Raw genomic sequence first — 15,368 nt, 5'->3', positions numbered from 1 at the left:
AATGGCAAGAGAATATGATTTAGTCATCGTTGGCGGCGGTACTGGTGGATATGTTGCTGCTATTCGAGCATCACAACTAGGTTTAAAAACTGCACTTGTTGAAAAAGAAAATCTTGGTGGTACTTGTTTGCACAAAGGATGTATTCCTAGTAAAGCTCTTTTACGTAGTGCGGAAGTATACGCAACTGCTAAAAAAAGCGAAGAGTTCGGAGTTATTGCAAGTAATGTAGAACTAAACTTTGCGAAAGTGCAAGAGCGTAAAGAGAAGATTGTAACGCAACTTCATAAAGGTGTTCAACACTTAATGAAACAAGGTAAAATTGATGTGTTTGAAGGTATCGGCCGTATTCTTGGCCCATCTATTTTCTCTCCAATGCCAGGGACAATTTCAGTTGAACTTGCAAGTGGAGAAGAGAATGAAATGTTAATTCCAAAAAATGTACTTGTTGCAACAGGTTCTCGTCCGAATTCATTACCAGGTTTAGAATTAGACGGAGAGTATGTAATGTCTTCCGATCATGCCCTAAAAATGGAAACGCTTCCTAGCTCAATTATTATCGTTGGTGGCGGTGTAATCGGTATTGAGTGGGCATCTATGCTTGCTGACTTCGGTGTAGAAGTTACAGTATTAGAGTATGCGAAAACGATATTACCACTAGAAGATCAGGACGTTTCAAAAGAAATGCAACGTCTATTCAAGAAAAAAGGTATTAAAGTGGTAACTGGTGCAAAAGTATTACCAGAAACATTGGTAAAAGATAACGGAGTAACAATTCAAGCTGAACATAACGGTGAGAATAAAGAATTTAAAGCAGAAAAAATGCTTGTATCTGTAGGAAGACAAGCCAATACGCAAAATATTGGTTTAGAGAATACGGATATCGTTGTGGAAAAAGGATACATTCAAACAAATGAGTTTTATCAAACGAAAGAATCTCATATTTACGCAATCGGAGATGTAATCGGCGGCTTACAACTTGCTCACGTTGCTTCTCATGAAGGAATTGTTGCAGTGGAACATATTGCTGGTAAAGAAGTTACACCAATTGATTACTCTATGGTATCAAAATGCGTATATAGCAGTCCAGAAGTTGCTTCTGTCGGTTTAACAGAACAAGAAGCGAAAGAAAAAGGCTATAAGTTAAAAGTAGGTAAGTTCTCATTCCGTGCAATCGGAAAAGCACTTGTATACGGCGAATCAGATGGTTTCGTAAAACTTGTAGTTGATGAAGAAACAAATGACATTCTTGGTGTTCATATGATTGGACCACATGTAACAGATATGATTTCTGAAGCTGGTCTTGCAAGAGTACTTGATGCAACACCGTGGGAAGTAGCACATACAATTCATCCGCATCCATCATTATCTGAGGCGATTGGTGAAGCAGCATTAGCTGTAGATGGAAAAGCGTTACACGCATAAAAATGTGGATTTAGGAGGTTATGAAAAATGGCAGAAGTAAAAGAAAAGCGCCATGAAGAGCTTGGCTTAAGTGATGAGCAAGTATTAGAAATGTTCCGTACGATGTTACTTGCACGTAAAATCGACGAACGTATGTGGTTATTAAACCGTGCGGGTAAAATTCCATTCGTAATTTCTTGTCAAGGACAAGAGGCTGCACAAGTTGGAGCAGCATTCGCTCTTGATAGAGAGAAAGATTATGCATTACCATACTACCGTGATATGGGTGTTGTACTAGCGTTCGGTATGACAGCTAAAGAGCTTATGTTGTCTGCTTTCGCGAAAGCTGGAGATCCAAACTCTGGTGGTCGTCAAATGCCTGGTCACTTCGGTCAAAAGAAAAATCGTATTGTGACAGGATCATCTCCAGTAACAACGCAAGTACCACATGCAGTTGGTATTGCATTAGCTGGAAAAATGGAAAAGAAAGATTTAGTAACGTTTGTTACATTTGGAGAAGGTTCTTCAAACCAAGGTGACTTCCATGAAGGGGCAAACTTTGCTGGTGTACACAAACTACCTGTTATTTTCATGTGTGAAAATAATAAATACGCAATCTCTATTCCAGTTGAAAAACAATTAGCATGTAAAAACGTATCAGACCGTGCAATTGGTTACGGTATGCCTGGATATACAATAGACGGAAACGATCCACTTGCAGTATATAAAGCTGTAAAAGAGGCAGCAGACCGCGGCCGTCGTGGTGAAGGCCCAACTTTAATTGAAACAGTATCATATCGTTTAACAGCACATTCTAGTGACGACGATGATCGTGTTTATCGTGATAAAGAAGAAGTAGAAGAAGCAAAGAAAAAAGATTCAATCATAACATTTGCAGCTTATTTAAAAGAAGCTGGCGTGTTAACTGAGGAATTTGAAAAACAAATGTTAGACGAAATTATGCATATCGTAAATGAAGCAACAGAATATGCAGAAAATGCTCCGTATGCAGCACCTGAAGATGCATTGAAGCACGTATACGCAGAATAGGGGGGAACGTTTCATGGCTGTAATGTCTTATATTGATGCTATTACATTAGCAATGCGCGAAGAAATGGAACGCGATGATAAAGTATTTGTTTTAGGTGAAGATGTTGGTAAAAAAGGTGGCGTATTTAAAGCGACACACGGATTATATGATCAATTTGGTGAAGATCGTGCGCTTGATGCACCGCTTGCAGAATCTGCAATTGCTGGGGTAGCAATTGGTGCGGCAATGTATGGTATGCGTCCAATCGCTGAAATGCAGTTTGCTGATTTCATCATGCCAGCAGTAAACCAAATTGTTTCTGAGGCAGCAAAAATTCGTTATCGTTCTAATAACGATTGGACTTGTCCAGTTACAATTCGTGCGCCATTTGGCGGAGGTGTTCACGGTGCATTGTATCATTCACAATCTGTGGAAGCGATGTTTGCGAACCAACCAGGTTTAAAAATTGTCATTCCTTCTACACCGTATGATGCAAAAGGTTTATTAAAAGCAGCAATTCGTGATGAAGATCCAGTATTATTCTTTGAGCATAAGCGTGCATATCGCTTAATTAAAGGTGAAGTGCCAGAGGATGATTACGTATTACCAATCGGAAAAGCAGATGTAAAACGCGAAGGTGATGATATTACTGTTATCACGTACGGATTATGTGTTCACTTTGCTCTTCAAGCAGCTGAAAAGTTAGCGCAAGATGGCATCTCTGCACATGTTCTTGATTTACGTACTGTATATCCATTAGATAAAGAAGCAATCATTGAAGCAGCTTCTAAAACAGGTAAAGTTCTTCTTGTAACAGAGGACAATAAAGAAGGAAGTATTATAAGTGAAGTGGCAGCAATTATTGCTGAAAACTGTCTGTTTGATTTAGATGCGCCAATCGCACGTCTTGCAGGTCCAGACGTTCCAGCAATGCCATATGCACCAACAATGGAAAAATTCTTTATGGTAAATCCAGATAAAGTTGAAAAAGCAATGCGTGAACTTGCGGAATTTTAATCGGGGGGACTATACATGGCTGTAGAAAATATCACAATGCCTCAGCTCGGGGAGAGCGTTACAGAGGGTACAATTAGTAAATGGCTCGTTAATGTTGGCGATCATGTAAACAAGTATGATCCACTTGCAGAAGTAATGACTGATAAAGTAAATGCTGAAGTACCATCTTCTTTCACTGGTATTGTGAAAGAATTAATTGCTGGTGAAGGTGAGACGTTAGCTGTAGGTGAAGTAGTTTGTGTTATTCAAGTAGAAGGCGCAGATGAAGTAGCAGCGACAGCTGTTGAGGAAAAAACAAAAGAGGAACCAAAGTCAGAAGTAGCTACGTCTGAAAAAGCACCGAAGGCAAAACAACCAACTGATGGAAAACCACGTTTTTCACCAGCTGTTTTAAAACTTGCAGGTGAGCATAATGTTGATTTAGATTTAGTAGAAGGTACGGGAGCAAATGGCCGTATCACTCGTAAAGATATTTTAAAGCTGGTGGAATCTGGAAATATTCCGCAAGCAGGTGCGAAGAAAGAGGAAGCGGTAGCAGCAGTAGTAGAAGCGCGTCCAGAAGCACCAAAAGCAGCGCCAGTAGCACAAAAAGTAGAAGCTGCAAAACCAGTTTCTGTACCAACAATGCCTGGCGATATCGAAATTCCAGTAACAGGTGTGCGTAAAGCAATTGCAGCGAACATGTTACGTAGTAAACACGAAGCGCCACATGCTTGGATGATGATTGAAGTAGATGTGACAAACCTTGTGTCATACCGTAATTCAATTAAAGGTGATTTCAAAAAGCGCGAAGGCTTTAATTTAACGTTCTTTGCTTTCTTCGTAAAAGCAGTAGCGCAAGCGTTAAAAGAGTATCCTCAAATCAATTCAATGTGGGCTGGCGATAAGATCGTTCAGAAGAAAGATATTAACCTTTCTATCGCTGTTGCAACAGAGGACGAACTATTTGTACCAGTAATTAAACACGCGGATGAGAAGACGATTAAAGGTATCGCTCGTGAAATTACAGAGCTTGCAGGAAAAGTACGTACGAAATCGTTAAAAGCGGACGAAATGCAAGGTGGAACATTTACAATTAATAACACAGGATCATTTGGTTCTGTTCAATCTATGGGTATTATTAATTATCCACAAGCGGCTATTTTACAAGTTGAATCAATTGTAAAACGCCCAGTAATTATGGATAATGGTATGTTCGGTGCTCGCGACATGGTTAACTTATGTTTATCACTTGATCATCGTGTACTAGATGGCTTAATTTGTGGTAAGTTCTTAGGACGTGTAAAAGAAATTTTAGAAAATACGTCAGAAAATAATACATCTGTATATTAATAAAAAGCTCGCTTATGCGAGCTTTTTATCATCTTATTTCTTCATCTACATCCTACTATATGTATAATATCTTCCCCAGTAATCTTACAATGAACGATTATGTATTAGGAATTTATGAAAATACATTGCTGATATATGGTATATGGATATAAAATAAGAAAAGAATAATTTTTTTGGCAAATCTTACTGACGAAACTGTAGTATAATATATTGTATTGTATGAAAAAGAGAGTTATTCTATATAAGTGTTTTATAGATAATGTGTAATCAGTCGTCAAAACATGAAGAATGTTGACTCCTGGTTTTTTATTTTGCTGTAACAATGTTTCAGGAGGATGTCATGAAAAGAAGTACCGAGTTTCTAAAAAGTTTAGATGTAAAATTAATATTAATTTTGTTAGCATTATGTGTTACGAGTATAGCCGCTATATATAGCAGTCAGCAAACTGGCCAATATGGAGAGGCAAACTTTGCGATGAAACAGGGTTTGAACTACATAATTGGAGTTGTATTGTTATTGCTTGTTGCAAGCATCGACTTAGATCAATTACAAAAATTGTCTTGGCCACTTTATATCGTTGGATTTGGTTCACTTATTCTTTTGAAAATACTACCGGTTTCCACTTTCACACCTGAAAAATTAGGTGCAAAAAGATGGTTTGTATTTCCGTTAGTTGGACAAATTCAACCATCTGAGTTTTTCAAAATTTCATTGCTTCTCGTAGTAGCAAGTATAGCAGTGAAACATAATGCACAGTATATGGCAAGGACATTCCAAACGGATTTACAATTAGTAGGTAAAATTGTGTTAGTATCCCTTCCGCCTATGGCTGTTGTATATAGCCAACCGGATACAGGGATGGTGTTCTTATATGCTGCTGCTATTGCATGTATTTTATTTATGTCAGGTATTCAGAAGAAATTGATAGCGTTATGTACAGTTATTCCGGTGACCGTATTATCTACGTTAATATTTATTTACGTAAGGTATGAGGATTTCTTCTTTAATAAGTTAGTTACGTTACTAAAACCTCACCAACAATCACGTATTGTAGGTTGGTTAAATCCATTTGAAAATGCAGATCAAGGTTATCAAACACAGCAATCGATTTTAGCTGTAGGTAGTGGCGGTATGGAAGGGAAAGGATTTGGCGAAGGGAACGTCTATATCCCTGAGAAGCATACTGACTTTATTTTTGCTACAATTGCCGAAGAAGGTGGATTTATCGTAGCCGCGTTAGTTGTATTTTTGTTCCTATTACTACTATATCGAACAATTATTATCGGTTATTCTGCTGATAATTTATTCGGTACATTATTATGTGCTGGAGCAATTGGAATATTAACGGTTCAAATATTCCAAAACATCGGTATGATCGTTGGATTAATGCCTGTAAAAGGGATTGCATTACCGTTCTTATCGTATGGGGGAAGTTCCTTGTTCTCGAATATGATTATGATGGGTCTCATATTATCGGTACGGAAAACGTATAAAAAGTATATGTTTTCTGTTAAGTAAAAAAGCTGGTTCGTGTAAATACGAACCAGCTTTTTTACATATATGCTCTTAAACGTTGCAAACTAAAACAAAGTAGCAGTTTGAGACGGGTAAGGAGTGCAAAGTGATGCATATGCATATTTTTGAAGGGGCACGGCATCTTTCCAATAGTGAATGGGTTATTCGGGCTATTATAGCATACATATTTTTAATATTAGTTGCGAAAGCGATGGGGCAAAGATCCATCGCGCAACTTCGTTTTTTAGATGTCGTATTAGTATTATTGCTTGGTGGAAATATTTCTAACGCATTATCTGATGAAAAAGTAGGATTACTCGGATCAATGATTACAACGTTCATACTCGTTGTACTTCACATTATAAGCTCAGTCTTAATGTTGAAATGGGATAGATGGAGACGCTTTTTAGAGCCAGCACCTATTATTCTTATACACAATGGTTCCATTGATTTTAGCAATTTGAAAAAAGCGAGAATTACGGTGGAATATTTATTTTCGGAACTTCGTATGCGAAATGTGAGTGATATTCAAAAGATTAAATTAGCATTATGGGAAGCGAACGGTGTCGTTTCTATATTTCAGTATCCAGAATATGAAGCAGTTTCGCGGCTTGATCTGAAAGTGGCGGGAAAAAAATCTCCAGTTTCATTTGTATTAGTAAAGGATGGGAGCATTCAGAAAGATGTTCTTGCTTTATTAGGGAAAACAGAAGAATGGGCGAGAGAATTTCTAGAGAAAAACGCAGAAGTTGAATCCATTATGTTAGCTACAGTAGATGAAGCACATAAAATAAATATTTTGTTAAAAAAATGAAAAATATACGCATTTTGTCGTTTCATACATATGATACAATAGTGTGGACAACGAAAAAGGAGGCGATACGATGGGATATGTAGAAGAATTACGAAAAATAGTTGGTCATCGCCCTTTAATTTTAGTTGGTGCTGTTGTACTCGTTATAAATGAAAATGGGGATGTTTTATTACAGCAAAGAACAGAGCCTTACGGAAAATGGGGATTGCCTGGCGGATTAATGGAGCTTGGCGAATCACCAGAAGAAACAGCTTGCCGTGAAGTATATGAAGAGACAGGAATAGAAGTGAAGAACTTGCGATTAATTAATGTATTTTCGGGAGCGAATTATTTTACAAAACTAGCAAATGGTGATGAATTTCAATCCGTAACGACAGCCTATTATACGGATGAATATGAAGGGGAGTTTGTTATGAATAAAGAAGAAGCGGTTCAGCTTACATTCTTCCCACTAACAGAACTACCTGACTATATTGTAGGATCGCATAAAAAAATGATTGGTGAATATATGAAGATTATGGAAAAAGAGATATAATAATAGTGAAAGAAATACAAAAACACAGTTCTGGTCGGTAGTCCAGACGCATGATTTCATGTCAGTAACCTTCCCCTCCGGGATGTCCAGTATTTCTAATTTTTTTAAAGGAGGGGCTGTCAATGGATTTGACAGTATATCATGATGGTCAATTTTTCGTAGGAATTATTACGCATAAAGAAAAAGGAAAATTGTATGGAGCAAGGTATATTTTTGGAATGGAACCTTCAGATGAAGAAGTACTTATATTTGTGAATGGTCCAATGTTAGCATATTTCCAGCATGTTGCAAAATGCGGTGTGGAAGTGGAAGAAAAACAGCGTCCAAAAAATATAAAACGTATCATACGACAAGCGGCAAAAGAAGTAAATGTAAAGCGTTTTACTAAGGCACAAGAAGCGATTAGTTTATCTTATGAATTGTATAAACAAGAAAAGAAAGTGCAGTCTAAAGAGAAGCGAGAAGCTGAAAAACAAAGAAGACGTTTAATTAAAGTACAAAAAGCAAAGCAAAAGCATCGTGGCCATTAAAAAAAAGGTGTTAGAGCAAGGGCTCTAACACCTTTTCTATGCCTAAATACAAGTAAACTTACTTGTATTTCATAAACATTAACTGGTAAGATACAAATAGATAGTTTTAGAGGAGGGAAAAGATTGATTAATTTTAACTTTTTTATGAATGATGTTGTCCGCCAAGCGCGTGAAGAGATTGTCTCTGCTGGATATACAGAATTGACGACGCCGGAAGCAGTAGAAGAAGCGTTTAAAAGAAATGGAACAACACTTGTAATGATAAACTCTGTATGTGGTTGTGCAGGTGGTATTGCTCGTCCTGCTGCTGCGCATTCCGTACATTATGATAAACGTCCTAACCATCTTGTAACGGTGTTTGCAGGTCAAGATAAAGAAGCGACAGCAAAAGCTCGTGAATATTTCGAAGGATATCCACCTTCTTCTCCATCATTCGCTTTATTAAAAGATGGAAAAATTGTAACGATGGTAGAACGTCATGAAATTGAAGGTCATGAACCAATGCAAGTTATTGCAAAACTACAATCTTATTTCGAAGAGAATTGTGAAGAACTATAAATATAAGCGAAAAGGCGGTACGTCCACAATGAAGTGGATGTACCGCCTTTTTTTATTTAGTATTAAAATTTATGGGATATGCATAGTTATGTTGATTTATGCAGAGTTTTATACATAACAAACGTTGTTTGTATTGATATTTTATTTATTTTTATTTTATATATTGCATAAAAATTAAAGTGCTGATACAATACAAACATCGAATAAATATTCTATTAAACTTTTAAATATACATCATTAGGGGGAAGAAAGATGAAGAAGTTATTATCAATATCGTTTGCACTTATTTTAATTGTAAGTATGTTCAGTGCTTGTAGTAATGGGGAAGAAAAGGCTACTGGAAAAAATAAGAAAGTACTGGTTATGGGGACTTCAGCAGATTATAAACCATATGAATACGTAGAAGCTTCAAAAAGTGATGAAATTATCGGCTTTGATGTTGATGTTGCTAAATATATCGGAAAAGAACTTGGTTATGAAGTGAAAGTGAAAGATATGGATTTTGGTGGTTTATTAGCATCCCTTAGCTCAGGAAAAGTTGATTTCGTAATGGCAGGTATGACGCCAACGGCAGAGCGTAAAAATAATGTTGACTTCACAGATATATATTTTGTTGCGAAAAACATGGTCGTTTCTAAAAAGGATTCTAATATTCAATCTGTAGAGGATTTAAAAGGGAAAAAAGTAGGGGTACAAACAGGATCTATCCAAGAAGAGAAAGCAGCAGAATTTAAAAAACAAGTAGATTTCAAAGTTGAGGGACGTGACCGTATACCAGAAATCGTACAAGAAATTAAAGCTGGTCGTTTTGACGCTGCAATTATAGAAGACACAGTTGCTAAAAATTATTTAGAAAAAATGAAAGAATTACAAGGAATTGAAATTAAAGAAGCACCAGAAGAAGTAGGAGCAGCAATTGCCCTTCCGAAAAACAGTGATAAAACAGCAGAATTTAATAAAGTAATTAAAAAAATGCAAGAAAATGGAGAAATGGATAAATTAGTGAAGAAATGGTTTGGCAGCGAAAAATAAGCTGCCTTTCACTTTTCTGTGAGGGGAATGAAAAGAATGAACTTAGATTTTTCGGCGATTACGCCTTCGATACCATATATACTAAAAGGCCTAGAAGTTACTTTAAAAATTGTAGCAGTATCAGCGTTAGTTGGGTTTATTTTAGGAACGTTATTAGCGCTTTGCAAAATTGCTAGAATACGAGCATTAAATATAGCGGCAGATTTTTATACATCAATTTTCCGTGGTACACCACTTGTATTGCAATTAATGATTATTTATTTCGGTGTCCCGCAAATAATTGGTTATGAAATACCAGCATTCGTAGCAGCTGTATTAGCATTTAGCTTAAATTCAGGTGCATATATGTCAGAGGTAATTCGTGCCGGCATTCAAGCGGTTGATAAAGGACAAACAGAAGCAGCGATGGCTTTAGGAATTCCTTACGGGAAAATGATGCGAAATATCATTTTCCCTCAAGCATTAAAAAATATATTACCAGCGCTTGTGAACGAGTTTGCGACACTTACGAAAGAATCGGCTGTAGTAACAGTAATAGGAGCGACCGATTTAATGCGCCGTGCTTACATTGTAGGCGGTGAAACGTTTAAATATCTTGAACCATTACTTTTTGTTGGACTCATTTATTATATGCTAGTCATTATTCTTACATTAGTCGGGAAGGCAATTGAAGGGAGAATGAAGAAAAGTGATTAAAATTGAAAACCTTCATAAATCATTTGGAAAAAACGAAGTATTAAAAGGGATTACAACAACGATTGAAAAAGGGGAAGTAGTAGCAATTATTGGACCGTCTGGATCAGGGAAATCAACATTTTTACGTTGTATGAATGTGCTAGAAGCACCGACAAATGGTCACATTTGGATTGGAACGGAAGAAGTAACGAATCCGAAAACGAATATTATGCACGTTCGTGAAAATGTCGGAATGGTATTTCAGCATTTTCACCTATTTCCTCATATGACTGTATTAGAAAATATTACGTATGCTCCTATCAATGTAAAAGGAGTAACGAAACAAGAAGCTGACAAGAAAGCCGAGAAACTTTTAGAAAAGGTCGGTTTATTAGATAAAAAAGATACGTATCCGAATCGTCTTTCGGGGGGACAAAAGCAACGTGTAGCAATTGCGAGAGCGTTAGCGATGGAACCAGAAGTGATGTTATTTGATGAACCAACATCAGCACTAGATCCAGAGATGGTAAAAGAAGTGTTAGAAGTTATGAAATCATTAGTTACGACAGGAATGACAATGGTGATTGTTACACATGAAATGGGATTTGCAAAAGAAGTAGCAGATCGTGTTCTCTTTTTAGATGGTGGAAAGCTTGTAGAAGATAGCGCGCCAACAGAATTTTTTGTAGCACCGAAAAGTGAACGTGCGCAACAATTTTTACAAAAAATATTGTAATATGTAAAGGTTGCGTGAATAATAAGTAGAAAAGGATGACATTGTGTCATCCTTTTTTTATACTAACTGTAAATACGTTTATACATATAGGAGCAGTGCTATGTTCAAAATTGGATACCGTACAGTAAAAACAGCAATAGGGACAGGCGCAGCCGTTTTTATTGCGCAGTTATTAGGATTAGAATTTTATAGTTCAGCGGGCATTTTAGTTATATTATGTGTACAAAATACGAAACGTAAATCACTTCAAGTGTCGTTACATCGTTTTTTAGCTTGTGTATTATCAATGGTATTCGCTTTTTGTATTTTTGAAACAATTGGATATACACCACTTGCAATTAGTATATTATTACTTACATTTATTCCGACTGCAGTTATGCTTAAAATTCAAGAAGGTATTGTCACGAGTTCAGTTATTGTGATGCATCTATATTCATTGAAACAAATTACATGGCTTATTGTTGGGAATGAAATTGCGATATTAACGATAGGAATTAGCGTGGCTTTATTAGTGAATATGTATATGCCAAGTAGTGAAAATAAGCTAAAAGAGTATCAGGATACAATAGAAAGTAACTTTAAAACAATTTTGTTTGAAATGGTCGTGTATTTACGAAACAGAGAAAGTAGCTGGAGCGGGGCAGAACTTATTGAAACTGAAAATATGCTAAATGAAGCAAGGGATTTATCGTTTAAGAAACTTGAGAATGCATTTATGCGAGAAGATGGCTATTACTATCGTTATTTTAATATGCGCATGCAACAATTCGAAATTTTAGAACGGATGATACCATTAGCAGCTTCTTTATCATGGACATATGAACAAGCTGATATGATTGCGGATGTGGTTGAAAACATTGGAAATGCTATTAGCCCTGAGAGTACTGGGGTTATTTCCTTAAGACAGCTTCAAGAAATGAGAGAATTATTTAGAGACATGCCATTGCCCGTTACACGTGAAGAATTTGAGATACGTGCGAAGCTTGTTCAACTTGTGTATGAAATGGAACAATATTTACTCATTAAAAGCCGTTTTAAGGGAAAGGATAATATAAAAGAACTTATATAGAAGGTAGGAATTATTATGCCGTATCTTCTCTCTTTCATATTATGTCTTTCTTTATCGCCTATTTGGCCTCTTGGTGATAATCCACGTGCCGGAGATCCTTTTATTATTGTAAATAAAGCGACGAATAAACTAGCTTATATTGACGATGGAAAGATCCAAAAGGTTTTTCCAGTAGCGACAGGGAAAACAAATGAATTAACTCCAGAGGGAACTTTTGATGTTGTAATGAAAGCGAAGGATCCGTATTATATTGCGAAGGATATTCCAGGTGGGTCACCGAAAAATCCACTTGGGTCAAGGTGGATTGGATTTAATGCAAGAGGAACTGATGGAAGTAAATATGGAATACATGGAACAAACCAACCTAGTTCAATTGGAAAGTATATTTCACAAGGATGTATAAGAATGAAGAAAAACGATGTGGAGTATTTATTTGATCGCATTCCAATTGGAACGAAAGTATGGATTGTGAAGTCGAAAAAATCATTTCAGCAATTGGCAAAACAAAAAGGAGCCATTGCATATGAAAAAGCCAACAAAGGTTGGCTTTTTCTATTGTAATAAGTTGTCTTGACATGTGTACATAACCATGAGTTAATGAGAGTATAGAAAGATAAAGTGAAACTTTAATCAGTGGGATGTTTTTTACCCGCGGATTATCAGCGCTCACCGATCAGGATAAAAAAATTAGATAAAGGGGTTGCTCATATGTACTTGAATCCAAAAATTTCGTATATGCAATTTTTTATGGGATTTCTATTTGTTATTACATTCATATTGGCAACTTTTAATATATGTTCTTATCTTGTAGCAATTGTATGTATGGCATTACTCAATCTTACTTTTGTTATTGGAGCATTTCAGCAGAAACAATATACAAGTTTTATAACAGCACTTGTAATGTCATTCTCCTTTAGTATTGTAGCGATTGTGCTTTATATAAAATAAACCATCTCGATATCGAGATGGTTTATTTTATTATGTTATGTGTAAAAAGTAAAAAAAGGACGAACACATCGTCCTTTTTACCAAAACATACTTGCGCCAGCAAGTAATGTTGTTACAAGCATAGAAATTAGCATTACATAAATCATAACTTTTTGAGCTTTTTTATGCATCGTTAAGCCTCCTTGCAAATCAGTACAATATTATTGTAACGAGAAATGATATTGTGGACAAGGGGAGAGAAGTGACAAAATTCGAGAAGTGCGTGTAAAGTATAACAGGAAATTTGTATGTATGTAGAGAATATATAATTAATGATAGAGTATAAGTTTTTTGTTATGCAAGCTGAAGAATGGAGATACGATGATGAAAATATATGAAACAAATCGTTTACATTTAAGGGAAATTGATGAGTCGTATGCTGAAAAAGTTCTTCAATATTACGACAGAAATCGTGAATTTTTAAAAGCTTGGGAAGAGTATAGACCGGATGATTTTTTTACGTTAGATTATCAGAAGAAAAAGTTACAAAAGGATAGAAAAGAGTTTGCAGAAGGTAAAATCATCAGGCTTTGGATTTTTAAAAAGGGTGATGATACGAAAATAATTGGATGTATTTCATTTAATTTAATTGTTCGCGGAATTTATCAATCTTGTGTACTCGGCTATAAATTAGATAAGGCAGAGTTAAACAAAGGTTATACGACAGAAGCGCTTAGAAAAGCGATTCAAGTTGCTTTTGAGGAATTTCAGTTACATCGTATAGAAGCACCGATTATGCCACGAAATTTAGCATCTATACAAGTAGTGACGAAGATAGGCTTTCAATATGAGGGCGTGTCTAGGAAAATGTTAATGGTTAATGGAGTATGGGAAGATCATATGCGCTGGGTATTGTTAAATGAGTAATAGAAAGCAGATGGTTATCTAGACATATAAACCGTCTGTTTTTTGTCTTGTATTTCGAAACTTTTGCGAAATTCTGTTATAATTAATAGTGTTACATACATAATGGTAGTGCAGGAGGCGCAGTCTTATGATTAATCAAGAACGTTTAGTAAATGAATTTATGGAATTAGTACAAGTAGATTCTGAAACGAAATTTGAAGCAGAAATTTGTAAAGTATTAACAAAGAAGTTTACAGATTTAGGTGTAGAAGTATTTGAAGATGACACAATGGCTGTTACTGGGCATGGTGCAGGTAATTTAATTTGTACTTTACCAGCAACAAAAGATGGTGTTGATACAATTTACTTTACTTCTCATATGGATACAGTAGTTCCTGGTAATGGAATTAAGCCTTCTATTAAAGATGGATATATCGTATCAGATGGTACTACGATTTTAGGTGCGGATGATAAAGCTGGATTAGCATCAATGTTCGAAGCAATTCGTGTTTTAAAAGAGAAAAACATCCCTCATGGTAAAATTGAATTTATTATTACAGTTGGAGAAGAATCTGGTCTTGTTGGTGCAAAAGCATTAGATCGTGAGCGCATTACAGCGAAATACGGTTACGCATTAGATAGCGATGGAAAAGTTGGTGAAATCGTTGTTGCAGCTCCAACACAAGCGAAAGTGAATGCAATTATTCGTGGGAAAACAGCTCATGCTGGTGTAGCACCAGAAAAAGGTGTATCTGCAATTACTATCGCAGCGAAAGCAATTGCGAAGATGCCACTTGGTCGTATTGATTCTGAAACAACTGCAAATATTGGACGTTTTGAAGGTGGTACACAAACTAATATCGTTTGCGATCATGTACAAATCTTTGCAGAAGCGCGTTCTTTAATCAATGAGAAAATGGAAGCACAAGTTGCGAAAATGAAAGAAGCATTTGAAACAACTGCAAAAGAAATGGGTGGTCATGCAGACGTTGAAGTAAACGTTATGTACCCAGGATTTAAATTTGCTGAGGGCGATCACGTTGTAGAAGTTGCAAAACGTGCAGCTGAAAACATTGGTCGTACACCTTCTCTTCACCAAAGTGGTGGCGGAAGTGATGCAAACGTAATTGCAGGACACGGTATTCCAACAGTTAACTTAGCGGTTGGTTATGAAGAAATTCATACAACAAACGAAAAGATTCCTGTTGAAGAATTAGCGAAAACAGCAGAATTAGTTATAGCAATTATTGAAGAAGTAGCGAAGTAATGTAATAGAAAAAGCGTGTAAA

General features: G+C 36.2%; 18 protein-coding genes. 17 read left to right on the top strand and 1 reads right to left on the bottom strand.

The genetic code is table 11. The features are described 5' to 3' along the window. The first annotated feature begins 1 nt into the window (after nucleotide 1). From lpdA to GFJ36_RS21545, 15 genes are all read left to right on the top strand, one after another. Entirely contained in the window at nucleotides 2-1,423 is a 1,422-nt protein-coding gene (gene lpdA / locus GFJ36_RS21615) for a dihydrolipoyl dehydrogenase (protein ID WP_000090438.1), read from the top strand. Nucleotides 1,424-1,450: 27 nt separating this feature from the next. Continuing rightward, the gene (gene bfmBAA, locus GFJ36_RS21610) at nucleotides 1,451-2,452 is read left to right on the top strand and encodes a 3-methyl-2-oxobutanoate dehydrogenase subunit alpha (RefSeq protein ID WP_000852549.1); all 1,002 of its coding nucleotides are present in this window, start codon (nucleotides 1,451-1,453) and stop codon (nucleotides 2,450-2,452) included. A 13-nt stretch (nucleotides 2,453-2,465) separates the two neighbouring features. Beyond that, a complete protein-coding gene (gene bfmBAB, locus GFJ36_RS21605; protein ID WP_097889624.1) occupies nucleotides 2,466-3,449 on the top strand; it encodes a 3-methyl-2-oxobutanoate dehydrogenase subunit beta in 984 nt (327 codons plus the stop codon). Between the two features lie 15 nt (nucleotides 3,450-3,464). After that, nucleotides 3,465-4,781 carry a dihydrolipoamide acetyltransferase family protein gene (locus GFJ36_RS21600; protein WP_000257677.1) on the top strand — a complete coding sequence of 439 codons (1,317 nt, stop codon included), beginning with the start codon at nucleotides 3,465-3,467 and terminating at the stop codon, nucleotides 4,779-4,781. A gap of 340 nt (nucleotides 4,782-5,121) precedes the next feature. Next, a complete protein-coding gene (locus GFJ36_RS21595) occupies nucleotides 5,122-6,300 on the top strand; it encodes an FtsW/RodA/SpoVE family cell cycle protein (protein WP_087985160.1) in 1,179 nt (392 codons plus the stop codon). Between the two features lie 106 nt (nucleotides 6,301-6,406). Next, nucleotides 6,407-7,111, top strand: a complete 705-nt coding sequence (locus GFJ36_RS21590; protein WP_048546371.1) for a DUF421 domain-containing protein — start codon at nucleotides 6,407-6,409, stop codon at nucleotides 7,109-7,111. Nucleotides 7,112-7,181: 70 nt separating this feature from the next. Beyond that, on the top strand, nucleotides 7,182-7,646 hold the full coding sequence (locus GFJ36_RS21585; protein ID WP_087985159.1) for an NUDIX hydrolase: 465 nt from the start codon (nucleotides 7,182-7,184) through the stop codon (nucleotides 7,644-7,646). Nucleotides 7,647-7,768: 122 nt separating this feature from the next. Beyond that, nucleotides 7,769-8,176 (top strand): YjdF family protein, encoded by a 408-nt coding sequence (locus tag GFJ36_RS21580; protein ID WP_073516449.1) that lies wholly within the window; start codon nucleotides 7,769-7,771, stop codon nucleotides 8,174-8,176. A gap of 144 nt (nucleotides 8,177-8,320) precedes the next feature. Continuing rightward, complete coding sequence (locus GFJ36_RS21575) at nucleotides 8,321-8,734, top strand: BrxA/BrxB family bacilliredoxin (RefSeq protein ID WP_170968331.1); 414 nt, start codon at nucleotides 8,321-8,323, stop codon at nucleotides 8,732-8,734. 252 nt (nucleotides 8,735-8,986) lie between these two features. After that, the gene (locus GFJ36_RS21570) at nucleotides 8,987-9,766 is read left to right on the top strand and encodes a transporter substrate-binding domain-containing protein (RefSeq protein WP_000735475.1); all 780 of its coding nucleotides are present in this window, start codon (nucleotides 8,987-8,989) and stop codon (nucleotides 9,764-9,766) included. A gap of 36 nt (nucleotides 9,767-9,802) precedes the next feature. Next, entirely contained in the window at nucleotides 9,803-10,462 is a 660-nt protein-coding gene (locus GFJ36_RS21565) for an amino acid ABC transporter permease (RefSeq protein WP_001046922.1), read from the top strand. After that, nucleotides 10,455-11,177, top strand: a complete 723-nt coding sequence (locus GFJ36_RS21560; protein ID WP_087985156.1) for an amino acid ABC transporter ATP-binding protein — start codon at nucleotides 10,455-10,457, stop codon at nucleotides 11,175-11,177. The genes GFJ36_RS21565 and GFJ36_RS21560 overlap by 8 nt, the downstream gene beginning before the upstream one ends. A 100-nt stretch (nucleotides 11,178-11,277) precedes the next feature. Further along, nucleotides 11,278-12,246 carry an aromatic acid exporter family protein gene (locus tag GFJ36_RS21555; RefSeq protein ID WP_000472675.1) on the top strand — a complete coding sequence of 323 codons (969 nt, stop codon included), beginning with the start codon at nucleotides 11,278-11,280 and terminating at the stop codon, nucleotides 12,244-12,246. A 15-nt stretch (nucleotides 12,247-12,261) separates the two neighbouring features. Further along, nucleotides 12,262-12,807: a L,D-transpeptidase gene (locus tag GFJ36_RS21550; protein WP_106382652.1), complete on the top strand. Its 546-nt coding sequence runs from the start codon at nucleotides 12,262-12,264 to the stop codon at nucleotides 12,805-12,807. Between the two features lie 147 nt (nucleotides 12,808-12,954). Continuing rightward, the gene (locus GFJ36_RS21545) at nucleotides 12,955-13,194 is read left to right on the top strand and encodes a DUF3894 domain-containing protein (RefSeq protein WP_000281162.1); all 240 of its coding nucleotides are present in this window, start codon (nucleotides 12,955-12,957) and stop codon (nucleotides 13,192-13,194) included. 77 nt (nucleotides 13,195-13,271) lie between these two features. Here the strand turns inward: GFJ36_RS21545 and prli42 are convergent, their stop codons facing one another. Further along, nucleotides 13,272-13,364, bottom strand: a complete 93-nt coding sequence (gene prli42 / locus GFJ36_RS21540; RefSeq protein WP_000549038.1) for a stressosome-associated protein Prli42 — start codon at nucleotides 13,362-13,364, stop codon at nucleotides 13,272-13,274. Nucleotides 13,365-13,554: 190 nt separating this feature from the next. Here prli42 and GFJ36_RS21535 point away from each other — a divergent pair, with 190 nt between their 5' ends. Together GFJ36_RS21535 and GFJ36_RS21530 are read left to right on the top strand one after the other, a co-directional pair. Beyond that, nucleotides 13,555-14,100 (top strand): GNAT family N-acetyltransferase, encoded by a 546-nt coding sequence (locus tag GFJ36_RS21535; protein WP_002008488.1) that lies wholly within the window; start codon nucleotides 13,555-13,557, stop codon nucleotides 14,098-14,100. A gap of 127 nt (nucleotides 14,101-14,227) precedes the next feature. Next, on the top strand, nucleotides 14,228-15,346 hold the full coding sequence (locus tag GFJ36_RS21530) for a tripeptidase T (RefSeq protein WP_048546358.1): 1,119 nt from the start codon (nucleotides 14,228-14,230) through the stop codon (nucleotides 15,344-15,346). Nucleotides 15,347-15,368 lie beyond the last annotated feature (22 nt).

Origin of the sequence: Bacillus sp. EE-W1 (genome assembly GCF_009760835.1) — a bacterium.
Classification (GTDB): domain Bacteria; phylum Bacillota; class Bacilli; order Bacillales; family Bacillaceae_G; genus Bacillus_A; species Bacillus_A wiedmannii.
Note: the sequence above shows the minus strand (reverse complement) of the source record. Positions and strands in the feature narration are given on the sequence as shown.